The sequence below is a fragment of the Pseudomonas sp. TE24901 genome (assembly GCF_054058375.1).
In genome coordinates this window covers 112,547-133,105 of the sequence record NZ_JBSSAF010000015.1, presented here as the reverse complement: position 1 = coordinate 133,105, position 20,559 = coordinate 112,547, and the positions used below count along the sequence as shown (strand labels likewise).

The following is a 20,559-nucleotide window of genomic DNA, read 5'->3' as shown; positions in this document are numbered from 1 at the left end:
TGAAAGGTTTATACGCAATGATGCATTTTCTGTATCAAGGGTTGGCTTTTTTCATCCTCGCCCTGTTCTGCTCCTCCATCATTGCGGGCACCGTAGAGGTTCGTGCTGAGTTTCGCCCGGACCCTGCCAACCCGCAGGTCAATCGCTTCAAGAACACGACCCCCAGTAGTGGCTATTGCGAACACTTTGTTGGGTATTGCACCCCGCGAGGTTTGTTTAGCCTCAATTTACCGTTGGGCTCGTTTCCGCAAACCACAGGTGGGCCCGTGGCCGCCCACCACGCCGATCCTCGTCAAGGTGCGTATTTAAAGGTGCCATCGGAATGGCGCAGGGTTACGGTCACCAACGAACAAGGCAACAGCGCCGAGTTGGAAATCCGGATATCCGGGATCGGCGGGCGTGCCGACCATTATGGCGACGTGCAAGTCATCACGGGTGGCGGCAATTACTGGAATTTATGGAGTGCCGGCCGTTGGAGCAGCGCGCCAGCACCCTGCGTAGCCTCCGGAGGGCTTAACGGGAACAGTTACTATGTGATCTGGTTTTGGCTAGTACCGGAGAATGCGGGAGCGTGCGCCACGCAGGCATTGTTTGATTTGCCCAGGTTCGAGTATCGCTATGTGCATTTCGGCTACGAATTGCGCACGCCGAACCCGCTGGCCATGTCGGCAGGCATTTATCACGGCAGCCAGACCTACACAGTCGGCCCCGGTATGAATTTCGATCTGGGTGACAACGTCCTGCCCCACGACAATATTGCGACACTTAATTTTATTCTGGACGTTGATCATGTCCTGAAAGTGGAGGTACCACCCGGCGGCAACCACATCCGGCTCGAACCCCAGGGCGGCTGGCAGGCCTGGTTGCAAAACGGGCGCAAGCCCAGCCGCCTGTTCCGCGACCAGACCGTCAACCTCTGGGCCAGCTCGCAGTTCAAGATGAACCTGGAGTGTGGCGAACCCATGGGCAATACTTGCAGCCTGCGCAACGCCTCTGGCCACCAGGTGCCATTGGATGTCGCCGTCACGTTGCCCGCTGGGCTCAGTGACGCTGCCGGGCGCCCGGTCAACCGTTTACCCCTGACCCTGGATGGCAGCGGCACCGAGTTGTTCCAGCCCGCGCGATACGTCGACCGCAAACCCTCGACCCTGCATTTTGAGGTCAAGGCAGATGGGGTCGCGCAGATGCTGGAACATCCGGGCAGTACCTATCACGGCACGGTCACGGTGGTGTGGGATTCGGAGGTGTAGTGCATCCCTGGTTCAATCGGCGCTGCTGCTCTCGTACGCGGTCAAACGCTGCAGCACATCGCGCGTCAGTTGGCGGGCGAGGTCATGTTCACTGGGCACCTCCTCGGTAAACCCTGCCGCGAGCAGGCGCTCGTACGTCTCGGCGCTCATCGGCTGGCCACTGAGCACCTCGGCGTGCGGCACGTTGAGGGCGTCCGCCAGCGCCAGCAGGCGAGGCTTGAGGCGCTCGCGTTCTGCAGCGTCGGCGTTGGCCCATTGGTTCTGGGCAAACAGCAAGTCGTCGAGGGGGTCGATCAGCTCATTGGCACGGGCCAGGCTGGCCTGGAACCGTCCGGCATGGGTGGTGCGCAGGTAGCGGTCCCAGAACGGCTGCGCCAGCATGCCTTCCACCAGCCCGTCATGGGCCTCTGCGCGCATGACCGTGTCGAATGCGCTGTTGAGGTGGGTGGGGCCCACGTCGGCCGTGCTGCGGTAGTGCATGTAAGGGGGCACCCATGGCAGTTTCAGGCGGCTTTTCAAACCGGTGTGATAGGCAAGGTACACCTCCACCTCGTCCACCGTACCCGGTACGCCGTCGATCACGTCAGTGCTGAAACGCAGGCCCTGGCCGCCGTCTTGCCGGGGTTTGATGCGCTGGCGGATATCGGCCTGGGCCGCTCGGTTGAGACGGTCGAGGCGGGACTTGCCCCGCGCCAGGTGGGCCAATTTAAGCTCGCGCAACTGGCCGTGCAGGTCGCGGTCGATTTCCACCAACTGCACCTCCAGGCCCATGGCATTGAAGATATGCGCCCCGGCATCAGCGCAGGTCACCGGGTTGCTCGCCATCTGGAACAGCCGCACCCGCAGGTCGCTGTCGGCTTCCATGGCCAGCAGCATGCGCCAGACCTTGTCGGTCAGGTCGCTGCGGCCCTGCTCGTACAGCGCGGCATCCTGGTCCTCTTCAAAAAACGCTGAGGGCTCCAAGCTCTTGATGACCTCAAAAAAGCCCTGGGAGCCGTGTTCCGCTTCCACGTCATTCCATAACGCCCGCAGCCAGGGATGGTGGTGCGGTTGTTCCTGCTCCAGCCAGAACCCGACATCGCCTTTTGGCGGGTAGCTGCGATAAGGGTCCAGGCCGGCTTCCAGGCGATAACTCACCAGGCGTTGTTCGGCCTCCAGGCTCAGGTGATTGCGGTCCAGGCGGGCCCTTGCGAGCAGTCCGGCCTGGGGTTGCCAGGGCAAGAAATGCGGCACGCTGTGAATCGCAGTGTTTTGCACATCCAGGTAAAAGCCCCAGGGCCTGGAGCGCTCGAACAGGCCGGGGGGCCAGTTGCTGATCGCCGTGTTGCGCAGCGACAACGCTTCTAGGTGCGGCCAGCGGGTGATATCCGGTGCCTGCGTCAGCTGGCGGTTGTGTGCCAGGGACACCTGGCGCAAATGGGTCAGACCACTGAGGTGTTCCAGGCTGTCGGCTTGCCACTGAATCGGGTTGTTCTCCAGGCTCAGGTGCGTGAGCGAGGCCATGCGGGTGATGGCGGTGGGCAGCTGGCTCAGTTGATTGTTGCGCAGGCTGAGGCTGATCAGGTGCGGGAAACTGTCGAGAAAACGCATATCGCCGTTGAGCAGTTGGGCATCGATCAAGTCCAGGTGCAGCACATGTTCGAAGTTGGCGCGCAGGCGCAAGTTGCCGAGCAGGCCGGTGAGCCGCACGCTTTGCAGGCTCAGGCGCACGCCGGTGTCGTCGGCGTCGAGGTTTTCTTCCCAGGTGCGCAGCAATGCCTTGGCCAGGTAAGCGCGCTGGTGGCCAGGGCCTGGTGGTTCGTCGGCAGGGATGGCGTTGATCCAGTTGCTCAGGTCCTCCTGCAACTCGGCCTTTTCGATCTCGCGGGCTTCGAAGCGTTGCCGTTGCAGCGGGTCTTCAAGGCTGCCCAGGTAGGTGTCGATGACCGTTTGCTCGGCGTAGGGGTAAAGCGCCTTCACCCGTTGTTCCAGTGTGCCGGGGAACAGGCGGCTGCTCCATGACGGCACCGCGTGCATGGGTTTTTGCAGCAGTCGCAGGGGCTGCAGGCGTGGCTTGGGTGCAGGCTCGGCCAGTACTGTGCGTCGCGATTCGGTGCTGAGCAGGTTGCCCATCACCCAACGTTTGAGTGCCGGGCCATCGGCAAAGCGGCTGCGTTTTGCCGCGGGCAGGGCGTGGTGCACGGCGTCGAAAAAATCGCTGGCTGGCTGCAAGGGTTGGCTGTTGCCATCGTACAGCGCGTAGCGCCCGTCGGTTTTCAGTAACAGCCGTTTCTGGCTCGCGGCTTGCGGCCCGGCACTGGCGCGCAGGGTGGCGATAGGGCTGTGCTGGCGGACTTCAATTCGGCTGTCGGCCAGGCTGTCGCTGAACAGGCGCAAGGTGTCGAGCACCATTTGTTCAGTGGCCGGGCCCAACAGGTCGGGGTCGTAGAACCCTTGGAAGGCATGGGCCCCACGGGCCTGCACGTGCAGTTCACGAGCGATATTTTTCAGGCGCAGGGGCATGCGTTTTTCGGTGTCCATGATCGCCAGTTCATCTGCGCGTGCTTGAGCGATGACGTGTTCGACCAGGTGCCTTGGCAGGTCGGGGCAGGCCTCGCGCACGTGTAGGCCGTGTTCACTGCCGAGGTCTTCACTGTGGCGGTAGAGGTAGGCAAACATCGCGCCCCGGTGCCGGGCCAGTTGGTCGGCGAGACGGTTGCGCAGGGCATCGACCTGCGCCGCGCGGCCTTCGGGCAGAGTGCCGAGCAGGGTGGTCAAGTGCTGCGGGTCGAGCCCCTCTACCAGGCGTTCAGGCAAGCGGCCCTGGTTCAAGTCCTCGCGGCTGATGGCCAGGGTATGGGGGGCTTCGTGATCACCGAAACGCAGGTGGTCGCCGCTCAGATCGGCACTTTCAAACACCAGGATCGCGTGATCCTCGGGCCACCCGGGCAGTTCGCGGGCGATGTGCGGGCTCCAGTAGGTGTCGTGGTCCACCGGTTCGCCCGCACGGAGTTTTTCCGGCAACGCGGCGGCTTGCCGGTGCAGGCGAATGCGCTTGAGGGTGTCGTCCAGCAGCGGTGCCGGTTGGTCATCGGCTTGCACGGCGCGAAGGGTGCCGTGGTCGAGGCCGCTGGTGTGCAGGATCTGTTCCCCGGTCGCGGCATCGAACGGCCCGAGTGCCTGCAGGCGCCGCTCGTCACTCCAGGCGCGGGGCCCGTCATTGTGGCGGATCGGCGGCGCATACGCGTCGGGGCGTGTGGGGTGCTGGATGTGGTGGTCACCGCTGGCGGCATCGAACGTGAGCGCATAGTGCGCGCCGTCCAGCGGCAGGATTTTCTGCCCGGCATGGGTATGCAGCCCCAGCGCGTCGGCACTGGACTCGGCAGACAGTTGCAGCGTTTGTTGATAAGGGCGTGGGTCGGGGTGCCACAGGCGCGTCTTGCCGTTGACCTCGATGGGCTGCAGGCCGTTGACGAACGCCGATTGCGCCAGTTGGCCGCCGACGCCGAACGCCGCCAGTTGCACCACGTCGCTGACCACGCCGACGAAATGCCCGGCGGCTTCGCGTGCCTGGCCTTCGCTGAGGTCGACCACGCCCTCCACCAGCTCATCGAGCAACTGGTAGGCGGTGTAGGCCAGCATCGCTTCGCCCAGCAGCGGCACAAACGGTGTGATCACCAGCAGCGCCACGTTCAGTGCGCCTTCCAGGGTTTGGCCGAGGGCGTCCCACCAGGCCCAGCGGGCGCGACGGTCGGCGGCGGCGGTGGAGACGGCAAGCGTGCGGCCATCGTTGAGGATTTTATTCAGCGCGGCCTGGTACAGCTGTGGCCACAGGTCGCCGTCGATACGCACGGCGGCAAAGGTGGCGCGCTGCTGCACTCCGCTGAAAAATGTTGCGCGCCCGGCGTGGTCGACGAACTGGGCGAAAAAGTCACGGTAGGCCGGGGTCTTCAAGCGCTCCAGCAGGGTGGTGCGAAACGCCAGGGTGCTGGGGTAATGCTGGATCGCCCCGTGGGGATCGTGAGGGATATACAGCACCAGTGGCGCAACGTCCCTGGCCAGGTCAAGGTCGGCGGCAATCATCAGGATGCCGGTCAGCAGTGTGTCTTGCAGGCGCAGCCGATAAAACTGCATGACACCGCGTTCACCCTTGACCGTGCGCTGCAGCAGTTGGAACGTTGCCGGCGGGATATCGCCCTGCAGCACTGCCAGGTGCGCGGCGTTGTCGAGGGCCGCCTGCTGGCTGGCGATGACCTCGGCTTGCAGGCCCGGCGCGTCGAGCAGGTGCTGGCGCAGGTGCCGGGCATAGTGCGCGCCGAGGTCGAGCTCGCGGCACAGCGCGATGAAGTGCGCGATGCTCATCCGCGCCTCGTGCGCCTCTATTGTGAAGTGACCGCGCGCATCCGGCCGGGTGATGTAGCGAGAACTGTCGGTGAAGGTTTCGTCCTTGGCGAAGTTCTGCAATGCGGCGTCCAGCAGCGACAGGGTGCGGCTGGTGCTCCCCTGCAGATGCGTGCCCTTGGCGACCACCAGGAACAGGTGCGTGGCGCGCACATCGAGGTCGAGCCCATAGCGTTCGCGCAGCGCTCGGCTGAGCAAGGGCGTGGCGAAAGCGTAGAGGTCCTGCAGGTGTTCAAGGCGTTTGTCGACCCGGTTTTGCAAGGTCCAGGCCCTGGCGTTGGCCGCCTTCAACGGGGCGTGGTCCTGGTCGGCTGTTCTTAGAAGCCTGGGCAGGTGATCCATCGATACCGAGCCCAACGCCTGGGCCCGAGGCCAGGCCGTGGTGCCCAGCCAAGTGGGCAAGTTGCGTTTGATCAGGGAGTAGTTCGGGCCGTTGGGCATGACGGATAACCTTGTGTCGTGGACAAGGCTGCCAGCCTAAAGGCGGGTGCTGTACCTCTGGCGTTACATACTTAGGCGGCACAGCGTCTGCTCGCCTGGTTGAAGGTACGGCATCAGGATCGGCGCCATGCCCTTGAGCACTTGCACCGGCAGCGCCGAGGTAAAGGTGAAGTGTTCGGCTGACTGGCCGGGCACGAAGGCTGTCAATGTGCCGAAGTGATGTTCGCCCAGGTAGAACACAAAGGTCGCGGTGCGGTTGATGGATTTCGAACTCAGCACGCGCCCGCCTGCGCCAATCGCTTCGATGCGATTGTCGCCGGTGCCGGTCTTGCCGCCCATGGCCAGCGGCGTACCGTCGGCGAGCTTGAAGCTGCCGGCCACCCGTTTGGCCGTGCCGGCATCCACCACTTGGGACAGCGCGCCACGCAAGGCCTGGGCCACCTCCACCGGCATCACCCGCTTGCCCGGCGCCGGGTCGTTGACCACGTGGGTGTCATACGGGGTGTCGGCGGCAAAGTGCAGGGTGTCGATGCGCAGCACATGGGGTCGCACGCCGTCATTGAGGATGATCCCCATCAGTTCCGCCAGCGCGGCGGGGCGGTCGCCGGAGCTGCCGATGGCGGTAGCCAGTGACGGCACCAGGTGGTCGAAGGGGTAGCCCACGGCTTTCCAGCGCTGATGAATGTCCAGGAACGCCTCGATCTCCAGCATGGTGCGGATCCGGCTGTCCCGCGCACTTTGGTGGCGGCTCTTGAACAGCCAGCTGTAGACCTCCTGGCGTTCGAACTGGCTGGCTTTGACGGCGTCGGTGAAGGTGGCGTCAGGATGGTTGAGCAGGTAGCCCAGCAGCCACAGGTCCAGGGGGTGCACTTTGGCGATGTAGCCTTGGTCGGGCAGGTCGTAGGTGCCGGGGCCGTAGTCCTTGTAGAGTTTTTCGAGGCGCTCGTCGGTGAGTTTGATGGGGGATTGGATACCGGTCATGTGGGCGCGCACGAACAGGTTGAAGCTTTCCTGGCTGGCGTTGGGCAACAGGTAACGGTGCACGGCGGCCAGGCGGATAGGGGTGGGGCGCAGGCTGTCGAGGAAGGTTTCCAGGCGCGCCTGGGTGTCTTTCTTCTGGTACTTCCTCCAGAACTTGCGCAGGAAGGTGGTGCCTTCGCGGTCGGCGAAACCGGCGAGGTATTCCTGACGGCGCGGGTCGCTGTCGTCCTTGAGCAAGGCGGCGCTGTTGTTTTCGCCGGCGTAGGTGACGTAGCGCACCACGTCGCGCATCAGGCGAATGAATGGCAGGTTGATCGACTCACGCAAGGCATCGCGCAGAGTCGGGCTGCGGCCGTTGTCCTGGCTACGGAAGTTGTGGAAGGTGTGCAGGCCGCCCCCGGTGAAAAAACGCTCGCCGGGGCTGGCCGAATAGGTCCGGTCGAGGGCGGCGTCGAGCATCTTGGCGAGGGATTTGTCCGGGGTCTGGATCAAGTAGTCGAGGGCCCAGCGGCTCAGGCGGTCCTGGTCATCCACGACGATTTTTTTCAGTGCTGCGGGGGCCTGGGCGGCGTACTTGTCGTGCAGCTCGGTGATGATCTGCAGGTACGTGGTGAGTACGCGCAGCTTGGCGGTGGAACCCAGTTCCAGCTTGCTGCCTTCATTGATGTCGAAGGGTTGATCAGTGTTGTCGGTTTGCACCCGTACTCGTGAGCCGTCCGGGGTCAGCTCGAACAGCGTGAAGCTGTAGCGCACTTGCGCGGTGCTGGCGGGGGTGAGCAGGCGTTCGCCGAGCAGGCCGATCTGGCGGGCGTAGTCGGGGTTAGCCAACTGCTTGAGGTAGTCGCTGACCTGGCCCTGCAACTGCGCTTGCAGGGTGGTGGTGGCGGACAGGTCCAGGCGGTCGAGGTCGTACAGCGGCCGGTCGAGCAGGGCGGCCAGGCGGCTGCGGGCCACGCTGATGCCCTTGTTGGTCTCGATCGGTTGGACGGTGGGTTGCTGCACCCCGTCGCGGTAAGTGACCTTGCTGGCGAGGGCTGCTTTCAACTGGACTGGCTCGATCACGCCATTCTGGGCCAGCAGGCGCAGGTGGCTGTCGGTGAGCTGGGCCAGTTCGTCGCGCCCCTTGGCCAGGTAATGGGAGGGGCGCCGCTGGGCGATGATCAGCGACAACACCTGGCGCAACGCCAAGCCCTGTTCAGCGTTCACCGGCCCACGCAAGGCCTGGTTGACCTGGTTGAAGTCGGCGCCGTACCACACCCGCAGGCCCTCGGCCATGCCGTGCACTTCGCCATGCCCGGGCACCGCTGACAAGGGCACGCTGTTGAGGTAGTCGCGCAGGATGTTTTTGCGTGCCGTCAGGGTATCGGGGCCGTCGTGGTAGGCGCGCACGGCGGCGGAAAACATCTGCCGCAGTTTCTCGCCGCCCGACACGGTCAGGCCGTCCGGCGAGTGGCGGTACTTTTCCAACTGGGTGGCCAGGGTGCTGCCCCCGGCGCTTTGGCCCGGCAGGTGCAGAAGCTTGGCCACTTGCGACCAGGCGGCCTTGGCAAAACGCGGCCAATCCACCGCCGGGTTGGCCTGGGGTTGGGCGGGGTCAAGCAGGTCGCGGTTTTCGATGAACAGCAGGCTGTTGACCACCAATGGCGGGATCGAGGCGAAGCTGTCGTACAGCTGCTGCGGGTAGTTGTACTGGTACAGCGGCACGCCACGGCAATCGGTGATCGACAGCCCGGCCTGAATCTTTTCTGCATAGGGCACAAACAGGCCTCTGGCGCTGTAGTCCATCAGTTCAGGGGAGAAGCGCGACTGGGCCTGGATCACGTAACCGCGCTTGAGCAGGCGCGGTAAAAAGGTGTCGAGGTCGCTATACCCCAGGCGACGGTCGAAGGGGCCTGCGCCCGGATAGACTATGGCATCGCTGGCACCGGGTTTTACCTGGTAGGTGAGGTCGCGGGCCAGGCGGCTGAGTTCCTGGGCTTGCAGGCGCGAGGTGCGCATCTCTTTGGCGGCGGCGAACCCCAGGGCAATCAAGCCCATCAGCACGATCAGCCAGAACAGCCGACGGCCGTAGCGGGGCCTGGGTTTATTTTTGGGTAAAGGCGCTGTGTCCGGACTGCCTTGTACTTTCGCAGCCTTGGTCGAATCGGTTTGCCACAGTGCGCCCATAGTCGATTGATCCCTACACGCAGATTGATCGGACTTGTTAGAAGCGTAGTCGCTGGGGGCTGCCTGTGAGGGAAATGTATTTTCCCGGCCAGAATCTTCCGGATAGCTACGTCGTTCGGCGCCCTGCGTGACGTTTTGTCGCGGTAGACAGGATAGATGCTCCTGTTAAATTGAATTCAGGCAAGCAATTAACCTAAATTGCCTCGTTTTTATAGTGAAAGACCCTGACCTGGGCTTTTTATACTGCACGCCCCGCTGATCTTGCCCGGCAAGAACGGTTCGCCTATCAGGCGGCCCCGGTTTCGGCAAGGGTGCAGGCTTACCGGCCTGTTCCCCGGAAACTCAACGGACAATCCAATAACAAGATGAGGTTGTACCCCTATGCCCGTCGGCAACCCACTGCCCCCTGGCGAGACCGCTCAAGGCGGCCCGCTCAAACGCGAACTCGGCGAACGCCATATTCGTCTCATGGCCCTCGGTGCCTGCATCGGTGTCGGCCTGTTCCTCGGCTCGGCCAAGGCCATCGAAATGGCCGGCCCGGCGATCATGCTGTCGTACATCATCGGTGGCCTTGCGATCCTGGTGATCATGCGCGCTCTCGGCGAGATGGCGGTGTACAACCCCGTCGCCGGCTCGTTCAGCCGTTATGCACAAGATTATCTCGGCCCGTTGGCGGGTTTTCTCACGGGCTGGAACTACTGGTTCCTGTGGCTGGTGACCTGCGTGGCGGAGATCACCGCCGTGGCGGTGTACATGGGCGTGTGGTTCCCCGACACGCCGCGCTGGATCTGGGCCCTCGCGGCGCTGGTCAGCATGGGCACCATCAACCTCATCGCGGTCAAGGCTTTCGGCGAATTCGAATTCTGGTTCGCGCTGATCAAGATCGTCACCATCATTGCGATGGTCATCGGCGGCGTCGGCATCATCGCGTTCGGCTTTGGCAACGATGGCGTGGCGTTGGGTATTGCCAACCTGTGGAGCCATGGCGGCTTCATGCCCAACGGCGTGCAGGGCGTGTTGATGTCCTTGCAGATGGTGATGTTCGCCTACCTGGGCGTAGAGATGATCGGCCTCACCGCCGGTGAAGCGCGCAACCCGCAAAAGACCATTCCCAGTGCCATCGGCTCGGTGTTCTGGCGCATCCTGCTGTTCTACGTGGGCGCGTTGTTCGTGATCCTGTCGATCTACCCGTGGAATGAAATCGGCACCCAGGGCAGCCCGTTCGTGATGACGTTCGAGCGCCTGGGCATCAAGACCGCCGCCGGGATCATCAACTTCGTGGTGATCACCGCCGCGCTATCCTCCTGCAACGGCGGCATCTTCAGCACCGGGCGCATGCTGTATAGCCTGGCGCAGAATGGCCAGGCCCCGGCCACGTTCGCCAAGACCTCCCGCAATGGCGTGCCACGCAAGGCGCTGCTGTTGTCGATCTTTGCCTTGCTGCTGGGCGTGTTGCTCAACTACCTGGTGCCGGACCAGGTGTTCGTCTGGGTGACGTCCATCGCCACCTTCGGCGCGATCTGGACCTGGCTGATGATCCTGCTGGCCCAGCTCAAGTTCCGCAAAGGCCTGAGCCCGGCCGAGCAGGCGGGGCTCAAGTACCGCATGTGGCTGTACCCGCTCAGTTCCTACCTGGCCCTGGCGTTCCTGGTGCTGGTGGTCGGCCTGATGGCCTACTTCCCGGATACCCGCGTGGCACTCTACGTAGGGCCGGCGTTCCTGGTGCTGCTGACGGTGTTGTTCTACGTCTTCAAGCTGCAGCCGACCGGCAACGGTCGGGTTGCCCCTCAGTCGGTCTGACGTTTAATGGGCCCGTTGCGCGCCGCTCTTGGCCGCACGGGTCAGTTGGCTGATCAAGCGGTTGAGCTCGCTTTCCTTTTCCTCGTTGATGGACTGGCGCCGCTCCTGGTAATCCATGGAGCGGGTGTCGGGTATTTCCTGTTTCAGCGCTTCAAGCTTGTAGCGCGTCACATCTTCGATGGTGGCGAAGGGTTCCGGGATGCTGCGTGCCAGGTACTTGATCCAGAACTCTTCCATCAGCAGTGAGTTTTCGACGGCATTCGTCGATTTCAGGGCCGCCATGGCATTGGCGATTTGGCCCAAAGCCTGATCGGTCAGATCGTTGCCTGGCGCGTAGAGCCTTTGTTCATGCTGCAACGGCAGGTTATAGCGCTCTCTGAAGTGCAGTCGCAGGTACAGCTTGACCTCGACATCATCTGGCTCCAGTCCTTCCGTTCCGCGCTGATTGCGCAGTGAGACCAGGTGATCATCGGCCAACTCATCCAGCTTGCGCAGGTAGAACAGCCCCTCGGCCAACGCCAGCAATTCCCGATTGGCCTGGTTAGAGTTGGGAAGCTCCAGGGCCTGTTGTTGCCGGTGCAGGAGCTCCATATTGCTCAGCGCCAGAATAGCCCCGTCACCACAGGTACCGGCCAGGTAGGTATTGAGGAAAATATTTTCGCGCAGTTCGTGGGATTCAGCCATGCCATTGAGCACGCGCCACACTCGGCTGACCAAGGCTGGGCGCCGCGGTTCATTTCTATAGTCGTAACTCTGGGTCAGGTCGCCCAGTACCCGGAACACATCGTCCGGTCTTGCGCCTTGATGGTGCTGGAGTTGTTCCCACACTGCCCTGCGTTGCCCATGATCGACAGGTGGCACGCTTTCCAGCCATGGGGAGATGTCATCCGTGGAGCGCTCCACATGCAGGATGCCCGGCATTGCGCCGCCCAAGACGGTGTTGGTGCGCTGGCGGTACTCGTTCAACCGTTGCCGGGTGGCAGCATCCAACGGGTTGCCATGCAGCATCGTGCCACGATTGGCCATGCGCATGGCGGGGTTGGTGAACAGTGACTGGGGGATCGTGGTAATACGGTTCTCTTGCAACTGCAGGCTGTGCAGGTGAGTGAGGTGTTCGGCACCGATGGGCCATTGGCTGATATCGGTCCGTTGCAGGTTGAGATTGAGCAGGTGGTGCATGGCCGAGACATCCGGCGTCAGGCCCAGCGGGTTGCCGTCCAGGGTCAGCATTTCCAGGTTGGTCAGGTTGGCCAGGCGCTGGCGTGACGCTTGGGTGAGGACGATGTGATTGTCGCTCAGGTCCAGGTTCTCCAGTTGCGTCATATCGGTAATGCTGGTGGGCAGATCGGTGAGCATGCAGTCGAGCCGCAGTGATTTGAGGCCGGTGAATTTGCCGAGGAACGCGTTGCCTGTGGCGGGAAAGCTGTCGCCGGAAATTTTCAGGTACTCGATGTGTTCGAAACCTCGCGTACCCAGGATGAAATCCGCGTCCGGCAGCGTATTGCTGCCGTCCAGTTGCAGATCGAGGGTATAGGCGTCGAGGAGCCCGCCTACATAGGCCAGACGTGTCTCCCGTCGCCAGGCGCGTCGTATCTGTAGCGCGGCATAACCGCGGCGACCCAAGTTCAACCCGAGGGGGTCATCGGTATCGATGGGATATTCGGCATTCACCCAACGCTCAAGGCCGGACTTCAAGATTTCGTATTCTTTGTTGCGCCTTTGCGCTTCCAACCACGCCTGCGACGGCTCCAGCTTCCAGGATTCAACCATTTTCCTGACGTCGGCCAAGTGCATGCTTGGATAAAGCCTACCCATCATGCTCACCGCCTCCGTTGTTTGCGTATCGCTGAATGGCCACCAGTTGCGCAGGCTGAACGGGTAGGCCGTAAAGGTGCTGTGGACGCGCATCGGCGGTTGCAACCAGTAAGGAATATGGGGCAACCCGAGCAGGTCCTTGATGGCGACACGCTGGTTGAGCGCCAGCTCGGCTATGGGCGCGCGCAGGGCGGTCGTGTCGCCACTGTCATCCAGCCCCAGGGCCTTGCGCTGGCTGTCGCTCAAGACGCGCCAGATGGCGGTCAGCAAGTCCGTGGAGGTATCGCCGCTGTCGCTGATCAATGTGTGGTCGGCGGCATAGGCCTGATAGCGACCATCGACCCGTGCCAGGACCTTGCGCTCGCTGCCTGCCAGGTGCCCGGCGCTTTCCAGCAACGGCCCGCTGGCACTGCCTTGATGAATATCCAGACGCACACTGGCCGGCCAGCCGGGCAGCAATTTGAGCGTATGCAGGATGATCTTTTCGCTGTCGGGGTTGGCCAGGGTGCTCAGGTACAAACCTTCGAACGCGCGGTTGAGGCGCACATCGTTGGCAGTCAACTTTGCTTGCTGTTGCAGGCGCAGGGGCACTTGGTCATGGGTGTTGAGTCTCTTGAGCTCCTTGGGGGTGGCGTGTTCCAGCAGGGCCTGGAGCGCACTGCCGGGCAGTTGCGGGTAATGGCGACGCAGACGAGTGTGCAGCGCGTTGCCCTCACGTTCGCTTTGGGCGTAGAGCGTATCGAAGAGCTGGGACCGCTCGCGATAGGCGTGTCCGGCGATCGTCTTCGCCAGCTTGAACAGGCGCTCGTCCTGGCTTGCGGGCAGCTCGCCGATCAACGCGCGGGTCAGTGCATCGTTGCGCACCAGAGGGGTCAAGGGTTCCAGGCTGCGGCTACGGGCCTGGGACATCCGGATCCTGTCGGGGGCGCCGGCATTGGCCGCAGGGTAGTGCGCGGTGGTACGGCCGGCGTCATCGTACAGCTCCAGTACGTGGCTGGCCGGCCACTGCGGCAGGCCGCACACCAGCAGCAATTGCAGGGAAGGGCGTGCCGTGCGCGTGGCCGAGTAGGTGGTCATGGCCTGGATGAAATGCAGGATCTGGCGCTCGATGCCGAAGCGCTTGCTGCTGTCTTTCAGCAGTGGCGGCGGTGGCAGGCCGGCGCAGTGGACCTCCCGCAGGGCACTAGGTGGTGTGTCGGTGAGTTTAAGGATGCGCGTGGCGGTGGCCTGGTCCAGGTTGAAGTCAACCGCGCCCAGGCGTGAGAACAGGTGATGGTCATCCCAGGCCATCGGGTTTTCGTTTTTCAGCCGCCAGGCACCGTGGTGGTTGTGTTCCAGCAGTGGCGTATCGACCCCGACTTTCTGCGGGTGCTTGAGCCGCCACCGGAGCACCGCGTGGTCGTAGGTCACCGGGTAGAGCGCACCGTACAACGGCATCAACTGTTGGCCTTGCCAGTCGTACAGACCCTCGGGGTTGGGCTTCAAGTCGAGGGGCAATACCAGGCTCTGTTGGTACTGCCCTAGCGAATGATCAAGCAGGCTCACCAGGCCGGCAGGGCCGCGGCGCTCGCTCATCAGATCACCCAGGGTAGTGCGCAGGCCCTGGGCGTCGCTGGCCGAGGTCATGCCCAGCGTGGTGCGTTCGTGGGGTTGCAGCACCGAGGTAATGGCCAGGTAAAAACTGTCGACGACCGGCGCCACAGGGATCGGCCCGGCATTGCGCATGTCGTAGGCTTCGTAGTGTCCGTTGCCGTAGTGCAACAGTTCGACGGTGGTGTCCTCAGGGCCGGTGTTCTGGTAGCGATCCTGCGCGGGGCCGTCGACGATCTCGGTGACCGTGAAGTGGCGCTTGAGACGCTCCTGCAGCAGGCTGGCGGTGAATTCGCGAGCCCATTGGTCGGTGTCGCGGCTGAATGCACGAGGGTGGTACAGGCCGTCAATCACGGCGTCGATCCGCAACGCGGTGCGGTGCTGCTCAAGGTGTTCGCGCACGTTGGCCGGCAAGGTCGCGTCGTTGAGGTAGGCGCTTTGCTGCGCAGGGTCCAGGGGTGTTTTTTCCAGCAACTGACGAAGGTTGGCCAGGGTCAACGGCGGGAACTGAGTGCGCAGTTTACTCAGCAACGGGGTGGCGTCCACGCCCTCGGTGTTGGCCTTGATTGGCACAAATACCCGGGCCGGTTCATCGGCTGGGACCTGGTGCCGGGCCTGGCCGGCATAGCGGGTCAGGGCCTGGAACAAGGCAATGCGTTCCTTGTTCGCCAGGGCGCTGATCTGCACGCGCAAGCGTGCGATGCGCTGGGCTTCGGTGAGCTGTGGGCTGCCTTCCTTGCCGAGGGTCGAGGTGGCGGGCTGCTGGCGGATGATCAGCTCGAACAGCGACTCCTGGGTCGCGACGTGGGTGGTCGCAGCGTCAAGGGCAATGTAGGTGCCGTCATCCTTGCGCTTGAGGTTGATCGCCCGTGTGGCATGGTCGTTGGCGGCGTGGCTTTCCAGCAGCCGGCCTTGCGGGTCGTACAGGTGGATGATTGCGTCGGCAGGCCAGGTGGGCAGTTGGGTCAACAGGCTCAAAATGGCACTGCCGGCGTAGGCCGGCAGGTTGCCGCTGCGATGAAAACCGCTGGCCAGTTGTTCGATGACCCGATCGACCTGCATACGCCGGGTCGCTTCAATCAAATTGACGGGCGGCGTCTCACCCGCCCAGATGCTATCGAGGGTGGCACGGGGAACAGCGGTGCTACGCAGCAGGTGGCGGATCTGCGCTGCGGATACCGAGGCTTCACCGTTGGGCAGCATCTGGCTGATCAATTGAGCGTCGGTGAGTTGACCGGCGCCGTGCAGGTCCAGCACCCAGGCTTGCAGCTCGGGTTTGAACACCACGGGCGCGGCAAAACCATCGCCGTTTTTGTGCTTGATCACGAACCCCGGGGCCTTCGGGTTGGCAGTGACTTGCGCCACCACGTGCAACGCCCCGTGTTGCACCCGGGCGTAAAGCTCGCCATCGATCAAGTACAGCCCCTGGGCGTTCGGCATCTGGCCGTCGAGCAGGCGCTGATTATTGATGGCGTAAGGGCTGATGTCCGGTTTCCACAGTTCGACGGTTCCGTCGCTGCGCGACACTTTGCGCGGGTCGCCCAGACGTTGCAGCAGGCCTTCCATGCGTTGGTGATGCACACGCCCGGCGGTGGAAATCAACAGGCCGTTGATCGCCAGGTCAGCCACATCGGCCATGGCGGCGGCGAAGTCACTGGCCTGGCCCTTGGCGGCCTCATTGATACCGATGATCAGGCTGTAGGCCAGGTTGCTGAATACCACCAGCTGCATCACGCGGTTCAGGCCGGTGACACCGCCCGGCACGGGCGTCATCAGCAATTCCATGATTTCACTGGCGATCGCGGCGGCACCGTCGATCACCCCTTGCAGGTCGCGCTCCGAGCGCCGGGTGGCGAGCATGCCCAGGTTGGCCTGGTAGTGCTGGACATGGCGATAGGTGAGCGCCTGGACCAGGCTATGTGGGCGAGCCGGCTTGGGGTCATGGACGAAGCGGATGTGTTCCAGGGTTCTTTTCGGGAACAGACTGTGAAAGCCGTCGTAGAGATAGCCCGCTACCAGGCTCAATCCTTCCGGGCGCGGCTCTTCGCGTAGCAGGTCCCTGAACTGACTGATGTCGGTGATCGGCAACTGCCGCGAGAACCAGCCTAGATCACCCGCGTCATGGCTGGCCTTGAGGTCGTCGAGAAACTGCGCGCCGGCGCTTTTTGCGTCAAGGTGATAACGCAAGGCGCCACCGGGGCGAAACGGGAAGTAGGAAATCACCCCCAGGCTGCCGACATGGATCAGCAACAAGGGCACCGGCACACGGGTACCCGATGGGGTAAAGGGCACAGCCGGTAGCAGGGTGTAGTCGATGTCCATGCTCAGGGTGTCGAAGGGCAGCGCCGTACCTGTGCCCTCGATGGCGGCCAACAGCGCGGTGTACCGGGCCTGGGTCACGCCGTTGCTGGCGCGGTTTCGATAGGCCTCCAGCGCTTCGAATCGCAAATGGGCGCGGGCGCAGGTCTCGATCAAACCTTGCAGCTTGCCGCCAGCCCCCAGGCTATTCGCCAAACGGGTGTGCAGTTTTGCGCCCAGGTCCAGTTCGCGGCAGATGGCGATGAATTGGCTGACGCTCAATTGTTTTTCGTCGACACCGCTCAGGTAGGACGCGTCAACGTAGCTGTGGCCAGACGGTTGCGGGTTGCCGGTGCCGAAGTCGAAATTCAGGCAGGCGGCGTCCCACAACGACAGCCTGGAGACATGGACGCGATACTGCCATTCGTCCACCGCGCGACGAAAGCGCGAGGAGGGGGGAGAGCCCTCCACGCTGCTCTTGTGGGGTTCCCAGGGCAGCGGGGTGTCGATTTTTTCCAGGTAGCGGGTGTTGATGAAAAGGGTCTGCGGGTCAAGGCCGTTGAGTTTTTCACGCAGCAGCGCCAGGCCCTGGGCCTTGAAGTGTTCGACCAGGGTGGCGTTTTCCGCTTCAACGGCCTTGAGCGCCGCGATGGCCTCCCGTTGCAGGCGAATGTAATCGCGCTGTTGGGCGCGTGTCAGGCTACTCATCGACTGCGCCAGGTTCTGGCGCAGCAGCTCCAGGGCCTGCTGCAGCCCCCAGGACTGGCTGGACTGCAGGTGGCCGGACAGGCCGTTGGGGCGTTCTTGGCTAGGCATGGGGCGTTTCCTTTCACGTCGAGATGTGGAAGGAAATGGAAGCACCCGCCCGTCTGTGACGGGGGCTACCTATATAGCGCGGGGCCGGCTCAGGCGCTTGTTCAACTCCAGCCAGGCGCCCAAGGCGGCCATCAGCGCCACGCCCGCCAGCGCGGTCAGCAGTTGCACGGCCAGTGCATCACCGGCCATGGCATTGAGCATGTCTGCCAGGGGGGCGAGCAGCACACCGAGGCAGAACACTTCCAGGGAGAACCGACCCATGCGGCACACCTGCGCGGCGAGCGGGTTTTGCGTCCAACTGGCGCCCGGCAACAGCTTGGCAGTGACGTAGGCCAGGGCCAGGAAATGCAACAGGCGCACCGGGGACAGGTCGGTCTTGCTGATGGGGTAGATCAAGTCACTGATCAGCGCAGGCATCACCGCGTCGTGGAGTTCAGGCCAGCGCCACGACAGGGTCAGGATGCCGGTGATCAGCACATACACCGCAGCCGCGATAAACAGCGGCTGGCGCGCCAGCGGCCGATGATCGAGAGACTTGGCGCGCTGGCTGTGAATCTCTGCTGCCCCACCCAGCACAAACAGCAACTGCCAGGTGATCGGGTTGAAGTACCACACGCCATCCTCGATGGCTCGCAGGTTCCAGCCCATCCACGGCGCCAGCAGGTACACCGTCAGCGACACCGCGACCACCACCAGGGGCGTGCGCAGCATCAGCGGTAATACCAGCGCCAGGCTGGCCAGCAGCACGATGTACAGCGGCAGCGGGTCCATCAGGTTGGGCTTGAAGCGCAGCAGCAATTCATCGAGCAGGGCCTGTTGCGGGTGGGTGATGAAGTGGGTCATGCCCATCTCTTGCACCAGGTCGCGGGTTTCCACGTGGCTGTTGGCGAAGAACACGATGCCCATCAGCATCGCCAGCAGAAAGATATGCACCACGTACAGCACCCAGGTGCGGCGCAGGATTTTCAGGCAGGCCATCCAGTAGCCTTCGCGTTGCAGGACTTTGCCGTAGGCCAGTACCGACGCGAAGCCGGCGAGGAACACGAAGACTTCTGCAGCGTCGCTGAAACCGACGTTGCGCAGGGTGATCTGGCCGAGAGGATTGTGGGGGACGTGATCCCAGAAAATGAAGATCAACGCCAGGCCCCGAAAAAAATCGATGCGCGGGTCGCGTCCGTTCAGCATGGCAGCGGGCTCTTGAACAATAAGTTTAAAAAAGACAGGCGAATGCGCGTGTTGTCGTACGCCGCACGTCGGGCGGGCGCAGGTTGGCGGTATTTGTAAGTAATTGCAAAGGCGGGATATTACTGAATGTAAAGCCTGCCCGGCTCCGGGCAGGCCTCAGGAGGATCAGGCGGCGGCAACCTCATTGGGCTCAAAACTGTCCGCCCGCGCCATCTGCCACATGCGCGAGTAGAACTCGCCGTTCACTTCGCCAGTGAGCAATTCACCGGGCTTGAGGAACACATGCAACTGCGAGAACAGCTTGATCTCCGTCGCCGACATGCGCCGTACCAGGTGCTTGGCCGACAGTTGCGAGGGGTGATCAAGGCCGGCAGCGGCGAGCATCTCCGCCAGCGCCTTGAGCGTGCTGCGGTGGAAGTTGAACACGCGCTGGGCCTTGTCCGGCACCACCAGTGCGCGTTGGCGCAGAGGGTCTTGGGTGGCGACGCCGGTCGGGCATTTGTTGGTGTGGCACGACTGGGACTGGATGCAGCCAATGGCAAACATGAAGCCGCGTGCCGAGTTGGCCCAGTCGGCGCCGATGGCCAGGACGCTGGCGATGTCGAACGCGCTGACAATCTTGCCGCTGGCGCCGAGTTTGATCTTGTCGCGCAGGTTCAGCCCCACCAAGGTGTTGTGCACAAACAGCAGGCCTTCACGCAGCGGTACACCGATATGGTCGGTGAACTCCACCGGCGCGGCGCCAGTCCCACCTTCCTTGCCGTCGACCACGATGAAGTCCGGGAGAATGCCGGTCTCGAGCATGGCCTTGGCAATGCCCATGAATTCCCATGGGTGGCCCAGGCAGAATTTGAAGCCCACCGGTTTGCCGCCGGACAGCTCGCGCAACTGGGCGATGAAATGCATCATTTCAATCGGCGTGGAAAACGCGCTGTGGCGCGATGGCGAGATGCAGTCTTCGCCCATCAGGATGCCACGTGTCTCGGCGATTTCCTGGGTGACCTTGTGCTTGGGCAGGATGCCGCCATGGCCGGGCTTGGCGCCCTGGCTCATCTTGATTTCGATCATGCGCACCTGCGGGTCTTGGGCCTGCACGGCGAAGCGCTCCGGGTCGAAACGGCCATCGCTGGTGCGGCAGCCGAAGTAGCCGCTGCCCAGCTCCCAAGTCAGGTCGCCGCCGTTTTCGCGGTGGTAGGGGCTGATGCTGCCTTCGCCGGTGTCATGGGCAAAGTTGCCCAACTTGGCACCCTGGTTCAACGCACGAATCGCGTTGGCGCTCAGCGAGCCGAAGCTCATCGCCGAGATGTTGAATACCGACGCCGAGTAAGGCTGCTTGCACTGCGGGCCGCCGACCATCACGCGAAAGGCGCTGGGGTCGCTCAACGGCGCGGGGCGCATGGAGTGGCCGATGAACTCGAAGCCCGACTGGTACACGTCGATCAGGGTGCCGAAGGGTTTGTCGGCGCTTTCATTCTTGGCGCGTGAATACACCAGCGAACGCTGGGCCCGGGAGAAGGGCAGGGCGTCGCTGTCGGATTCGAGCAGGTACTGGCGGATTTCCGGGCGGATGGCTTCCACCAGGTAACGGATATTGCCCAGGATCGGGTAGTTGCGGCGCACCGCGTGGGGGCTTTGCAGCAGGTCGAAGATACCGATCAGGCTGAGGATGCCGGTGACCACGGTGATGGGCCACAGCCATTCATGCTGGATAAAGGGGAGGCTGGCGAGGGTGAAAATGACGCACACGGCAAAGAAGGCGTAACGGCTTAACAAGGACAGGCTCATACGGTTTTCCTTGGGTTCACTCATCAGGACCTGTAGGCGTCCGGCTTGTTGT

7 protein-coding genes are annotated in these 20,559 nt (G+C 63.0%); 2 read left to right on the top strand and 5 right to left on the bottom strand.

Annotated features, from left to right (window positions below):
- Positions 1–17 precede the first annotated feature (17 nt).
- Positions 18–1,250 carry a hypothetical protein gene (locus ACVWVP_RS25880; protein ID WP_457408771.1) on the top strand — a complete coding sequence of 411 codons (1,233 nt, stop codon included), beginning with the start codon at positions 18–20 and terminating at the stop codon, positions 1,248–1,250.
- A gap of 12 nt (positions 1,251–1,262) precedes the next feature.
- Here ACVWVP_RS25880 and ACVWVP_RS25875 read toward each other — a convergent pair whose 3' ends face one another.
- Both ACVWVP_RS25875 and ACVWVP_RS25870 read right to left on the bottom strand, forming a co-directional pair.
- Positions 1,263–6,071 (bottom strand): NEL-type E3 ubiquitin ligase domain-containing protein, encoded by a 4,809-nt coding sequence (locus tag ACVWVP_RS25875; protein ID WP_457408768.1) that lies wholly within the window; start codon positions 6,069–6,071, stop codon positions 1,263–1,265.
- A gap of 63 nt (positions 6,072–6,134) precedes the next feature.
- Complete coding sequence (locus tag ACVWVP_RS25870) at positions 6,135–9,218, bottom strand: transglycosylase domain-containing protein (protein ID WP_457408766.1); 3,084 nt, start codon at positions 9,216–9,218, stop codon at positions 6,135–6,137.
- 381 nt (positions 9,219–9,599) lie between these two features.
- Between ACVWVP_RS25870 and ACVWVP_RS25865 the strand changes: the two genes are divergently transcribed.
- Entirely contained in the window at positions 9,600–11,018 is a 1,419-nt protein-coding gene (locus ACVWVP_RS25865; protein ID WP_457408763.1) for an amino acid permease, read from the top strand.
- Between the two features lie 3 nt (positions 11,019–11,021).
- Here ACVWVP_RS25865 and ACVWVP_RS25860 read toward each other — a convergent pair whose 3' ends face one another.
- From ACVWVP_RS25860 to ACVWVP_RS25850, 3 genes are all read right to left on the bottom strand, one after another.
- Entirely contained in the window at positions 11,022–17,537 is a 6,516-nt protein-coding gene (locus tag ACVWVP_RS25860) for an NEL-type E3 ubiquitin ligase domain-containing protein (RefSeq protein ID WP_457408761.1), read from the bottom strand.
- Positions 17,538–17,606: 69 nt separating this feature from the next.
- Positions 17,607–18,722, bottom strand: coding sequence for an OpgC family protein (locus ACVWVP_RS25855; protein ID WP_457408760.1), 1,116 nt, complete (start codon positions 18,720–18,722; stop codon positions 17,607–17,609).
- Positions 18,723–18,887: 165 nt separating this feature from the next.
- Complete coding sequence (locus ACVWVP_RS25850) at positions 18,888–20,507, bottom strand: FMN-binding glutamate synthase family protein (RefSeq protein WP_178922006.1); 1,620 nt, start codon at positions 20,505–20,507, stop codon at positions 18,888–18,890.
- Between the last annotated feature and the right edge of the window lie 52 nt (positions 20,508–20,559).

Bases quoted from the DNA above. Each gene is read 5' to 3' on its own strand.
- ACVWVP_RS25880 (WP_457408771.1), top strand. From the start codon at position 18: ATGATGCATTTTCTGTATCAAGGGTTGGCTTTTTTCATCCTCGCCCTG.
- ACVWVP_RS25875 (WP_457408768.1), bottom strand. From the start codon at position 6,071: ATGCCCAACGGCCCGAACTACTCCCTGATCAAACGCAACTTGCCCACT.
- ACVWVP_RS25870 (WP_457408766.1), bottom strand. From the start codon at position 9,218: ATGGGCGCACTGTGGCAAACCGATTCGACCAAGGCTGCGAAAGTACAA.
- ACVWVP_RS25865 (WP_457408763.1), top strand. From the start codon at position 9,600: ATGCCCGTCGGCAACCCACTGCCCCCTGGCGAGACCGCTCAAGGCGGC.
- ACVWVP_RS25860 (WP_457408761.1), bottom strand. From the start codon at position 17,537: ATGCCTAGCCAAGAACGCCCCAACGGCCTGTCCGGCCACCTGCAGTCC.
- ACVWVP_RS25855 (WP_457408760.1), bottom strand. From the start codon at position 18,722: ATGCTGAACGGACGCGACCCGCGCATCGATTTTTTTCGGGGCCTGGCG.
- ACVWVP_RS25850 (WP_178922006.1), bottom strand. From the start codon at position 20,507: ATGAGCCTGTCCTTGTTAAGCCGTTACGCCTTCTTTGCCGTGTGCGTC.